Source organism: Streptomyces sp. NPDC001732 (assembly GCF_053596315.1).
Map to the genome: position 1 here is coordinate 208919 of NZ_JBSFFY010000009.1, position 11243 is coordinate 220161.

The 11243-nt window shown below is 68.3% G+C and carries 10 protein-coding genes and 1 pseudogene; 3 read left to right on the forward strand and 8 right to left on the reverse strand.

All coding sequences use genetic code 11. The features are described from left to right. Positions 1-13: 13 nt before the first annotated feature. The 7 genes from ACWCXX_RS13085 to ACWCXX_RS13115 form a co-directional block, all read right to left on the reverse strand. The gene (locus ACWCXX_RS13085) at positions 14-412 is read right to left on the reverse strand and encodes a cytidine deaminase (RefSeq protein WP_451126431.1); all 399 of its coding nucleotides are present in this window, start codon (positions 410-412) and stop codon (positions 14-16) included. Then, positions 409-1674, reverse strand: coding sequence for an ABC transporter permease (locus tag ACWCXX_RS13090; protein ID WP_451126433.1), 1266 nt, complete (start codon positions 1672-1674; stop codon positions 409-411). Before ACWCXX_RS13090 ends, ACWCXX_RS13085 begins: the two co-directional genes overlap by 4 nt. Further along, on the reverse strand, positions 1671-2789 hold the full coding sequence (locus ACWCXX_RS13095) for an ABC transporter permease (RefSeq protein ID WP_451126435.1): 1119 nt from the start codon (positions 2787-2789) through the stop codon (positions 1671-1673). Before ACWCXX_RS13095 ends, ACWCXX_RS13090 begins: the two co-directional genes overlap by 4 nt. Continuing rightward, positions 2786-4369 (reverse strand): ABC transporter ATP-binding protein, encoded by a 1584-nt coding sequence (locus ACWCXX_RS13100; protein ID WP_451126467.1) that lies wholly within the window; start codon positions 4367-4369, stop codon positions 2786-2788. Before ACWCXX_RS13100 ends, ACWCXX_RS13095 begins: the two co-directional genes overlap by 4 nt. Positions 4370-4599: 230 nt before the next feature. Then, the gene (locus tag ACWCXX_RS13105) at positions 4600-5649 is read right to left on the reverse strand and encodes a BMP family lipoprotein (RefSeq protein WP_451126437.1); all 1050 of its coding nucleotides are present in this window, start codon (positions 5647-5649) and stop codon (positions 4600-4602) included. A 364-nt stretch (positions 5650-6013) separates the two neighbouring features. Then, a complete protein-coding gene (locus ACWCXX_RS13110) occupies positions 6014-7243 on the reverse strand; it encodes an amidohydrolase (protein WP_451126469.1) in 1230 nt (409 codons plus the stop codon). 400 nt (positions 7244-7643) lie between these two features. Beyond that, entirely contained in the window at positions 7644-8057 is a 414-nt protein-coding gene (locus tag ACWCXX_RS13115) for a hypothetical protein (RefSeq protein WP_451126439.1), read from the reverse strand. 380 nt (positions 8058-8437) lie between these two features. On the opposite strand from ACWCXX_RS13115, the pseudogene ACWCXX_RS13120 reads away from it, so the two are divergent. From ACWCXX_RS13120 to ACWCXX_RS13130, 3 genes and pseudogenes are all read left to right on the forward strand, one after another. Then, a pseudogene (locus tag ACWCXX_RS13120) lies at positions 8438-8812 on the forward strand (replication initiator); the annotation flags it as partial. Next, the gene (locus ACWCXX_RS13125) at positions 8812-9036 is read left to right on the forward strand and encodes a helix-turn-helix domain-containing protein (protein ID WP_451126441.1); all 225 of its coding nucleotides are present in this window, start codon (positions 8812-8814) and stop codon (positions 9034-9036) included. The pseudogene ACWCXX_RS13120 and the gene ACWCXX_RS13125, both read left to right, overlap by 1 nt. Beyond that, complete coding sequence (locus ACWCXX_RS13130; protein ID WP_451126443.1) at positions 9036-10346, forward strand: tyrosine-type recombinase/integrase; 1311 nt, start codon at positions 9036-9038, stop codon at positions 10344-10346. The genes ACWCXX_RS13125 and ACWCXX_RS13130 overlap by 1 nt, the downstream gene beginning before the upstream one ends. A gap of 155 nt (positions 10347-10501) precedes the next feature. Here the strand turns inward: ACWCXX_RS13130 and ACWCXX_RS13135 are convergent, their stop codons facing one another. Then, a complete protein-coding gene (locus tag ACWCXX_RS13135; protein WP_451126445.1) occupies positions 10502-11011 on the reverse strand; it encodes a DUF5958 family protein in 510 nt (169 codons plus the stop codon). Positions 11012-11243 lie beyond the last annotated feature (232 nt).

Below are 11243 nucleotides of genomic sequence, written 5' to 3' on the forward strand. Positions count from 1 at the left end.
TCGTGCCCGCCCGCTACTTCAGGTGGTCCGGGCCGAAGGCCTGCGGCAGCATCTCGTCGAGCGTGCGCAGCCCGTCCGGCGTCTCCAGGAGCAGTTCCGGCCCGCCGAACTCGTACAGCAGCTGTCGGCACCTGCCGCACGGCACCAGGATCTCGCCGGCCCCGTCCACGCAGGTGAAGTGGGTCAGCCGGCCGCCGCCGGTGGCGTGCAGCTCGGAGACCAGGCCGCACTCGGCGCACAGCCCGATCCCGTACGAGGCGTTCTCGACGTTGCAGCCGGAGACCGTACGGCCGTCGTCGACCCGGGCCGCGGCGCCGACCGGGTAGTGCGAGTACGGCACGTACGCATGCGCCATGGCGGCCCGTGCGGCGCTGCGCAGCGCCTCCCAGTCGACCTCCGCGGCGGCCGTCACTTGCCCTGGCCCTTCCGGTAGACGAGGCCGTCCGCCTTCGGCATGCGCAGCCGTTGCGCGGAGAGCGAGAGGACGAGCAGCGTCGTGACGTAGGGAGCCGCGTCGACGAACTGGCTCGGCACCTGGTCCGTCAGCGCGTACCAGGTGAAGAGCAGCGCGGAGACGGCGGCGGAGATCACCGCTGCCACGTACTTCTTCCGGTACAGCTGCCAGAGCAGTGCGGCCACCAGCAGGATCGCGAGCAGCAGGAGCATCGCGTGCACGTTCTCGGCACCGCCGCGCAGCTTGAGGCTGTCGGTGAAGCCGAACAGGCCCGCGCCGAGCGCCATCCCGCCCGGCATCCAGTTGCCGAAGATCATCGCGGCGAGACCGATGTAACCGCGGCCACCGGTCTGGCTCTCCTGGTAGATGCCGGTGGAGACGATCGCCAGGAAGGCACCGGCGAGTCCGGCCAGACCGCCGGAGACGACGACGGCGATGTACTTGTACTTGTAGACGTTGACGCCGAGCGACTCGGCGGCGACCGGGCTCTCGCCGCAGGAGCGCAGCCGCAGCCCGAACGAGGTGCGCCACAGCACCCACCAGGTGCCGGGGATCAGCAGCAGTGCGACGACGGTCAGCCAGGACAGGTTGGTGATCAGGCCACCGACGACCCCGGCGATGTCGGAGACGAGGAACCAGTGCTTCTGCTGGAGGTCGAGAAGCCAGTCCGACAGCCCTGGAATGGTGATCCGGTCGATCGCCTCGATCCGCGGGGACTGCTTGGACGAACCGCCCTCGACGCCCTCGAAGGCGTAGTTGGAGAGGTAGCGGGTCAGTCCCACCGCGAGGATGTTGATGGCCACACCGGAGACGATGTGGTTCACCCCGAAGGTGACGGTGATGATCGCGTGCAGCAGACCGCCGAGGGCGCCGCCGACGATGCCGAACAGGACGCCCACCCACGGGCCCCACTGGAACCCGGCCCAGGCACCGAACCAGGTGCCCAGGATCATCATGCCTTCGAGACCGATGTTGACGACGCCCGCGCGCTCGGCCCACAGACCGCCGAGCCCGGCGAGACCGATCGGGACCGCCAGTTCGAGCGCGCCCGCCACCTGTCCCACGGACGTCACGTCGTTGGCGCCGCTGATCAGGCGGACGAGGGAGACCAGCGCCAGCCCGCCCGCGATGATCAGCAGGATGACGGGCAGGGTGAGCTTGCGGCGACCGCCGCCCTTCTTGGGGGCGACGCTCGCGGCGGAAACCTGGGTTGCGCTCACAGTGCGGCCTCCTTCTCGGTCTTGAGGGCATGGCCGGCGGCGAGTTCCTCGCCGACCTTCTGCTGCTGGCGGCGGGTTCCGTAACGGCGCACGAGTTCGTAGCTGACGACGACCGAGATCACGATCAGCCCCTGCATGATCGTGGCGATCTCCTTCTCGTACCCGAACTGGTCGAGCGAGGCGGACGACTTGTCCAGGAAGGCGATCAGCAGGGCGCTGAAGGCGATGCCGATCGGGTTGTTCCGGCCGAGCAGGGCGATGGTGATGCCGGTGAAGCCGATCCCGGTCGGGAAGTCGAGGCTGTAGGTGTGCGCGTCACCGAGGAGCGTCGGCATGCCCGCGAGGCCGGCGACGGCACCGGAGATCAGCATCGAGGTGAGGATCATCTTCTTGGCGTCCACGCCGGAGGCCTGGGCGGCGCTCTCGCTCTCACCCGTGGCCCGCAGGTCGAAACCGAAGCGGGTGCGGTTCAGGACGAACCAGTAGACGACACCGCAGGCGGCCGCGACGAAGGTGAAGCCGTAGATCTCCCCCGCCTCCGCGCCCATGGACAGACCGGGGAACCAGGCGGACTCCGGGAGGTCGCCGGTGGTCAGGTTGTTGGAGCCGGCGGGCTGCACGCCGAAGTTCTTCGGCAGGATCAGCCAGGCGATCAGCGCGGTCGCGATGGAGTTGAGCATGATCGTCGAGACGACCTCGCTCACTCCCCGGGTGGTCTTGAGGAATCCGGCGATGCCCGCCCAGAAGGCGCCGACCAGCATCGCGACGATCACGATCAGCGCGATCTGCAGCGCTCCCGGCAGGTCGACGTTCGCGCCGACCAGCGCGGCCATCATCGCGGCGAGCCGGTACTGGCCGTCGACACCGATGTTGAAGAGGTTCATCCGGAAGCCGATGGCGACCGCGAGGGCGGCGAGGTAGTACGTGCCCGCCTGGTTGATGATCAGCACCTGCACGTCGACGTAGCCCGCCGAGTCGAACATCAGCCGGTACGGCTCGAACGGGTTCTTGCCCGAGGCGAGCAGCACCACGGTGGTGAGCGCGAAGGCGACGACCAGGGCGAGAACGGGGCCGGCGAAGCCCAGGATCAGCCGGTCCTTGTCGATTTTCTTCATCGGTCCTCGTCCTCCGGTGCTGCCTCGAGATGACCGGTGGCGGCGCCGGTCATGGCCGAGCCCAGTTCCTCCGGGGTGATGGTCGCCGGGTCGGCGTCCGCGACCAGCCGACCGCGGTACATGACGCGCAGGGTGTCGGAGAGCCCGATCAGCTCGTCCAGGTCCGCCGAGATGAGCAGGACGGCGAGACCCTCCCGGCGTGCCTCGCGGATCTGGTCCCAGATCTGCGCCTGTGCGCCGACGTCCACACCGCGGGTGGGGTGGGCGGCGATCAGGAACTTCGGGTCGTGGCTCATCTCCCGGCCGACGATCAGCTTCTGCTGGTTGCCGCCGGAGAGAGAGGCCGCGGTGACCTCGATGCCGGGGGTGCGGACGTCGTACTCGCGCACGATCCGCTCGGTGTCGGCGCGGGCCGCCTTGATGTCCAGCAGTCCGCCCCGGCTGTTGGGGCGTTCCGTGACGTGGCCGAGGATACGGTTCTCCCAGAGGGGCGCCTCCAGCAGCATGCCGTGCCGGTGGCGGTCCTCGGGGATGTAGCCGATGCCGCTCTCGCGCCGCTTGCGCGTGGGGGTGTGCGAGATGTCCTCGCCGTCGAGGGTGATCACTCCGGCGTCGGGGGCCCGCATGCCGATCAGGGCCTCGATCAGCTCGGTCTGGCCGTTGCCCTCCACACCGGCGATGCCCAGGACCTCGCCCTTGTGGATGGTGAGGTCGATGCCGGCCAGCACGTCACGTACGGCGCCGTCCGGATCGGTCACGGTGAGCGCGAGGTTCTCGACGCGCAGCATCGGAACGTCCGTCACCGTGGACTCACGGGTCTCGGGAGAGGGCAGCTCGCTGCCGACCATCAGCTCGGCGAGCTGCTTGGTGGTGGTGTTGGCCGGGTCCGCGGTGCCGACCGTCGTGCCGCGGCGGATCACCGTGATGTCGTCGGCGACCGACAGGACCTCGCCCAGCTTGTGCGAGATGAAGATGACGGTCAGGCCCTCGGCCTTGAGCTCGCGCAGGTTGTCGAAGAGCGCGTCGACCTCCTGCGGCACGAGCACTGCGGTCGGCTCGTCCAGGATGAGGATGCGCGCACCGCGGTAGAGGACCTTGAGGATCTCCACGCGCTGGCGGTCGGCGACGCCGAGGTCCTCGACGAGGGCGTCGGGCCGGACCCCCAGACCGTACGCGTCCGAGATCTCCATGATCTTCTTGCGGGCGGCGGAGCCGATGCCGTGCAGCTTCTCACCGCCGAGAACCACGTTCTCCAGGACGGTGAAGTTGTCGGCGAGCATGAAGTGCTGGTGCACCATGCCGATGCCGCAGCCGATGGCATCGGCCGGGCTGCCGAACGTCACCTCGGTCCCGTCGACCGTGATGGTGCCCTCGTCCGGCTTCTGCATGCCGTAGAGGATCTTCATCAGGGTGGACTTGCCGGCACCGTTCTCACCGACGAGGGCGTGCACCGTGCCCTTGCGGATGGTGATGTCGATGTCCCGGTTGGCGACGACACCGGGGAAGCGTTTGGTGATGCCGTGCAGTTCTACGGCGGGGGGGCTGGACGCGTTGATGACGCACTCTCCTTGGCCGGACAGGAGCGGGGCGGAGGGGCAGGGGCGGGGTGAAGTTATCGCGCCGGAGGGCCGTCTACACGCGTAGCGCTGCCGAATCGTAAGACGCCTGTTCGCAGCACGAGGAGGACCGGGGTCGGTCCCGTGCCGGAGAGGCGCCTGGCGGGCGGAACTTCTCGGGACGAACACCCCATGAGCCCGGAGCGGCGATGTGCGCTCCGGGCCCGGGGACACCAGTCGTACGGCAGGTGCCGTTACGGGGTGGTCTTGACGGTGACCTTGCCGTCGATGATGGCCTTCTTCGCCTTGTCGACAGCGGCGACGACGTCGGTCATCTTGGTGAAGGCCGGGTTGGAGTCGGCCAGGCCGACGCCGTCCTTGTCCAGGCCGTAGCGGACCTCACCGGACTGCGGCTTGCCGTCCTTGACCGACTTGATCAGGTTGTAGACGGAGTCCGCGACGTCCTTGGTGACCGAGGTCAGGATCTGGTCCTTGTACTGCGCCAGACCCTTCTGGTTGTACTGGTCGGAGTCCACACCGATGGCCCACTTGCCCGCCTTCGCGGTGGCCTCGATGGCCCCGGAGCCGGCCAGACCGGCCGCCGCGTAGATGACGTCGGCCTTCTTGTCGAGCTGGCCCTGGGCGGCGGCCTTGCCGAGGTCGGGCTTGGAGAAGCCGTCGAAGTTCGGCGGCTGGGTCAGGTACTGCGGCAGGACCTTCACCGACGGGTCGGTGTCCTTCACGCCCTGCTCGAAGCCCGCCTGGAACTTCTTGATCAGCGGGGTCTCCACACCGCCGATGAAGCCGACCGTCTTGGACTTGGTCACCTTGGCCGCCGCGACACCGGCGAGGTACGAGCCCTGCTCCTCGTTGAAGACCATGTTGGCGATGTTCTTGCCGGTCACCGAGGCGTCGTCGATGATGCCGAAGGTGGTCTTCGGGAACTTCGCCGCGACCTTCTTGATGGCGGGCGCGTACGCGAAGCCGACACCGATCACGGGGTTGTTGCCGGCGCGGGCCAGCGTGGTGAGGCGCTGCACCTTGTCGGCGTCCGCCTCGCCGTCCGACGGCTCGGCCTCGGTGCCCTTGAAGCCGAGTTCCTTCTCGGCCTTGGCCAGGCCCTCGTAGGCGGCATCGTTGAACGACTGGTCGCCGCGACCGCCGACGTCGTACGCGATGGCCGTCTTGGCTTCCTTGGAGTCGGAACCAGCATCCGACGACGTCTTACTGCCACAGGCCGTGGCGCTGAGTGCGAGCGCCGCGGACGCAAGGCCCACGGTGGCAATCCGGGTGATCCGGCGCAAGGGAAGGCTCCTTCAAACCTGACCGAAGCGCCTCTTCCGGCGCTGGTTTCGCGGCGATCGTAACGCGCGTAGATGTCAGATAAAGCCCCGTACGGAAGCCGTTATCGGATCGTCGCGAACGAGAGGTGACGCACCCGACTACGGGTGGTTGCCATTGGGCAACACGGAGGTAGCGAAGGGCTCGACAACACGGTACCCGGTGCACGAAAGGGGCCGTTCGGGTGGTCGGGAAACGGGGCCGACCCGCATCCGGGGGCCCTTCGGGGCGTGCGGGACCGGGCGGGGGCGTCGGCGGACCGCCGACGCCCCCGCCCGGTCCTGTCCTCCACGCCCTTCCCGCCCGTCCCCGTTCTTCTCTTCCCGTTCAGTCGACGCGGCCGTCGAGCAGCGCCGCCGCGGTGAAGAGCTCGACGGCGACCGTGATCGCCTCCTCGTCCGCGTCGAAATCGCCGCGGTGCAGGTCGAGGCGGGCGGTGTCGCCGGGGGTGCGGACGCCGAGGCGGGCCATGGCGCCGGGGACGTGTTCCAGGTACCAGGAGAAGTCCTCGCCGCCGAGGCTCTGCTCGGTGCTCTCGATCGCCTGCGCTCCGCGGCGTACGGTCATCGCCCCGGCGAGCAGGTCGATCATGGCGGCGTCGTTCACGACGGGCGGGACGCCCTGGATGTAGTTGATCACGGTCTTGGCTCCGTGCATCCCGGCCACCTCGTCGATCGCGGCGTGCACCAGGTCCGGCGCCTCCCGCCAGGCCGCCAGCTCCAGGCAGCGGACGGTGCCCGACAGCTCGGCGTGCTGCGGAATCACGTTGCAGGCGTGGCCCGCCTCCAGCCGTCCCCAGGTGACGGCGAGACCGGCGCGGGCGTCGACCCGGCGGGCCAGCAGCGCGGGCACCTCGGTGGCCACCTTGGCGGCGGCGGTGACCAGGTCGGTGGTCAGGTGCGGGCGGGCGGTGTGGCCGCCCGGTCCGTCGAGGGAGACCTCCAGCCGGTCGCAGGCCGAAGTGATCGCCCCGACCCGCAGCCCGATCCGGCCCACGTCCACCTTCGGGTCGCAGTGCACCCCGATGATCCGCCCGACGCCCTCCAGCGCCCCGGACAGGATCGCCTCGGGCGCCCCGCCGGGCAGCACCTCCTCGGCCGGCTGGAAGATCAGCCGCACCGGGTTCGGCAGCAGCCCCTGCCGGTCGAGGCCGGCGAGCACGAGACCGGCGCCGAGGACCGCGGTGGTGTGGACGTCGTGCCCGCACGCGTGGGCCCGGTCGGGGACGGTGGAGCGGTACGGGACGCCGCTCTTGGTGTCCGGAATGGGCAGGGCGTCGATGTCGGCGCGCAGGGCCAGGACGGGCGGGGTGGAGTCGTCCCGCGTGCCCACGTCGCAGATGAGTCCGGTTCCGGTGGAGAGCACCCGGGGCCGGAGACCGGCCTTCTCCAGCCGGGCCCTGATGGCCGCGGTGGTGCGGAACTCCTGGTTACCGAGCTCGGGGTGCATGTGCAGGTCGCGTCGGAAGGCGATCAGCTCGGCACGCAGGTCCTCGGGCAGGGTGCCGGGAAGCTGTTCACCGTGAGGCGTCGGCTCGGCGTCGGAATCGCGGGACATCAACTGGTTCACCTGGCGAAGGGTACGGCCCTTCCCCCTTCAACTGACCATGAAACAAGAAAAGTTCAGCCACATAGACGAACAAAGGATGGTGTGAAGGAGTGTTATGTGGTTGCAAGACGGGTAAGCTGCCTCGCCACTTCGAGGGTACGGCCCATGTGAACTGGGCGTTCCGGCACGTCCGCCGGGGGCGCGACCCTCGACGGAACCCCGGCACTGCCCGGCCGCCCGGCCGACACACCGACCGGAACATCACCGGCAAGATCGACCAGAAACCGCCGCTTTCCTCTTCCTGCACCCCGGAGCAGGCAAAGCGGCGCGGGCCTCGCCCGGGGCGAAGCCGTGACCGCCGGAACCGCCGGAGGACGTCTCACGCCCCGGTGGAGCGAGTCTCACCGGTTCAGTGGGGCTCCTCCACCCATTTCTCGGGCACGAGCGGTACGGGCATCAGGAAGCAGGCGAACACGAGCTGGGCCACGAATTCGACCAGCAGAGGCTCGGCCGTGCTGCCGGCCAGACACGGCCAGACGAACACCAGCATCGGAACCACCAGTACCCCCCGGAACCGGGCCGTCGCCATCTTTCTGTGCCCCAAGCCCGCCAGGATCGCGAGAAGAAGCGTCGGAAGGCCGATGAGGGCGAGCATGCCGAGGCTGGTCCCCACCATTTGCTCGGTGGAGTCTTCCCACGGAACCAAGAGCGAGATGATCACCCACGCCGTGGCGTGCAGGAGCAGATACGCCAGGAGGCATCGGCCGATCCGACCGAGCACCCGGCGCACCCCGGGAACGGATGACTGTTCGGCTTCCTGCACCAACACCCCTCCACACACCGCCCGCCCGTCCGGGTCTTCAGGAATCGACACCGTTCAGTCGGAATCCACTGGCGTCGGTCCACCCCGGTCCCGAGAAGATGAAGATTCCCGGAAAAAGGGAATCCCGCAGGACTCTATGTAGAGGCCGTGTGCACAGCCAGTGGGACGTTCCGCCCTCATCCCGCAAAACGGGACATGCGGTATGTGATGTGACCCATGACGTCCGGTGACAAGAACGTGCCCGACAGCGTCCGCACCCACCCCACGTCTTCGTGACCCTCGCCCAGCCGCCCTTCGGCCCCGTCCACAACCGCCCCACCACCGCAGCGGCGACATCCGCCCCTGTCCTCTGCCGCAAGCTCCACGAACCCACGGACACCCTGCCCCGGCTCGCCGTCGCCCGGCATGTCCGGCAGATGATCCGCACCTGCTGGGAACTGGGCAGGCTGCCCGAGTTCGCGCGCCTCAAGCTCTGGAAGTGGGCGCACATGCTCGGCTTCCGCGGCCACTTCTCCACCAAATCCCGCAGCTACTCCACCACCCTCGGCGCGCTGCGCGACACTCGCCGCGCCTGGTGCACCCAACAGGCCCGCGCCCACGCCGGACTGTCCGACATCGACCTGACCACCACTCTCGTCGTCGGGTACTGGGCCTACCACGGCTCGGGCTACAGCCCCGGCGCCGGACTCCTCGCCGCCCACGTTTGGCACCGCAAAGAACTGGAACGGCAGTTCGCGGCCGAAGGGGGCTGCTGATGGCGTCGGCCCCTCTTGCCGTCCTCCGCTCGGAAGCGGCACCGGTGCTGGATCTGCTTACGGTGCCGCAGGTGATGGCCCGTCTCCAGCTCGGCCGCTCGGCCGTCTACGACCTGCTCCGCTCCGGCCAGCTCCCCTCGATCACCCTCGGCCGCGCCCGCCGCATCCCCACCCACGCGCTCACCGACTTCATCCGCATCCGCCTCGAACAGGAAGCTTCCTAATGACACCCCGCCCCGCTCCGTCCCGCCGCCCCCGCACCCGCACCCGCACCCGCACCCGCACCCGCACCCGCACGAACGGAGACGGAACCGTCTACCAGCGCAAGGACGGACGCTGGGAAGCCGCCGGATACGTGCTGGCCCCCGTCAACACCCGCAAGCGCATCCGCGTCTACGGCACCACCCGCAAAGACGCGCTGTCCAAGCTCACCGAGAAGATCGCCGCCAGCAACCGCGGCCTTCCCATCGCTGCGACCGACAGCACCGTGGGTGCCTACGTGACGTACTGGCTGGACAACGTCGCCGTCCATCACCTCCGGGAGAACACCCACACCCGCTACGCCGCCTGCATCCGCCTCCATCTCCTCCCCGGACTCGGCGTTAAGAAGCTCGCCCGGCTCACCGCCCGCGACGTCCGCACCTTCCTCGACGGACTCCGCACCACCTGCCAGTGCTGCGCCCAGGACCAGGACGCGAACCGACGGCTCTGCTGCGCCATCGACCAGTGCTGCGGCAAGTCGCTGTCGCCGCTGACCGTGACGTACGTTCACGCGGTCCTCAAGTCCGCCCTGGAGCACGCCGTCCGCGAGGATGAGCTGCCGCGCAACGTCGCCCGGAACGTCAAGACCGCCGCGCCCCGACCCAGACGCTTCCAGCCCCTCACCGCCGCCGAAGCCCGGCGACTCCTTCATGCGGCCACCCGTGACCGGCTGCACGCCCTGTACGAACTCGCCCGGCGCACCGGACTCCGCAAGGGCGAACTCCTCGGCCTCCACTGGGAAGACCTCGGCCTCGACGGCGGCACCGCCACCATCCACCGCTCCCTCCAGCGCACCCGCACTGGCGGCCTGACCACCCTGCACACCAAGACCCGCGCCTCCGAACGCCGCATCGCCCTCCCCACCGAATGCGTCCACTCCCTCAAGAACTACCAGGAACGCCAGCAGGAGGAACGTCGAGTCGCCGGGACTGCCTGGTCAGACAGCGGGCTCGTCTTCACCACCCCGACCGGCGGCCCTCTCGACCCCGCCAACCTCACCCGCCGCTTCGGCCGACTCCTCAACCGGGCCGGACTCCGCCGCATCCGCTTCCACGACCTCCGACACTCGACCGCGACCCTGCTCCTGGAACAGGGCGTCGACCTCGTCGTCATCAAAGAACTCCTCGGCCACACCCACATCGGCGTCACCGCCGGCGTCTACGCCCACGTACGACTCCGCCTCCAACGCCATGCCATCGACACCCTCAACGACGTACTCGGCACGGGCAACGACGACCAAGGAGACCCGCCCTCCACGACAATCATCCGCTGACGTTGCCGTCACCGTTGCCGTCAAACGACCGGGAGCCCCCACCAGGCACGCACCTGGTGGGGGCTCCCATTTTGTACGCCGCCCCGAATTCAGGTAGACGTGGTGACCGGTACTTGATGGCGCTGCCGAGAGGCCGCAAGGCCCGCCGATCACTCCTACGTCAGGTTATGCCAAGCGTGGCTGCAACTTCCTCGACACTCCAGCTCTCTCCGCCGCGTATCCGCCACGACGAAAGTGGAAAGGAGGACGCGGAATGCCTTCACGTACTCAGCTTGAGGAAGATTAATAATCTTTCCCATTTGCTGGAGTAGCGGTTCCCTGACGATCAGAACAGCGGGATTTGCTGTCGGCTTCACTCCGGATCGCAAAACGCCCTCTCGGCCGTCCTCCGCCGTTGCGTGGGCCTGCATGGAGTGGCGAACTACTTCATGCAGTACCGCCTTTTGCTCGACCTGCTCCAGGGAAGAGAACCAGCTCACCCCCTGCTCCAAGCCAAGGAGACCCTGGGCAACCTCGTTGATGATTCGCTCCGAGGCTTTCAATTGATCACCGGCTCCGGGGCTCGAATATGACATAGGGCTTACTCGGGTCCAATTCTGCATAGTCCGGCCGACTTGGATTGTAGTTCTGCCAGAAGTCGCGCCCTCGGCCACTTCCTTCGCCATCCCCGGTCCCCCTTGGCAGGGAGCTCTGCTGACTATGCCGGGACCTCGACGGGCCAGACAAAATGTAATCCCAGTCCGATGCCGAGTTGGCGCTACCGTTCGCGCGGCTTCCAACTACGATGACCGGCTGCCCGGCCTTATTGATCCGAAACGCTTTGGGTTCATGCTCGTTGACGGTGTGTGAGTGATCTGGTGGGGATGCGCGGACCTGGTCGTCGGATGCGCAGGAGGC

What these genes read in the sequence shown, in the direction of transcription:
- ACWCXX_RS13095 (WP_451126435.1), bottom strand. Translation starts at nt 2,789, where the DNA reads ATGAAGAAAATCGACAAGGACCGGCTGATCCTGGGCTTCGCCGGCCCC.
- ACWCXX_RS13110 (WP_451126469.1), bottom strand. Translation starts at nt 7,243, where the DNA reads ATGTCCCGCGATTCCGACGCCGAGCCGACGCCTCACGGTGAACAGCTT.
- ACWCXX_RS13125 (WP_451126441.1), top strand. Translation starts at nt 8,812, where the DNA reads ATGGCGTCGGCCCCTCTTGCCGTCCTCCGCTCGGAAGCGGCACCGGTG.
- ACWCXX_RS13130 (WP_451126443.1), top strand. Translation starts at nt 9,036, where the DNA reads ATGACACCCCGCCCCGCTCCGTCCCGCCGCCCCCGCACCCGCACCCGC.
- ACWCXX_RS13135 (WP_451126445.1), bottom strand. Translation starts at nt 11,011, where the DNA reads ATGGCGAAGGAAGTGGCCGAGGGCGCGACTTCTGGCAGAACTACAATC.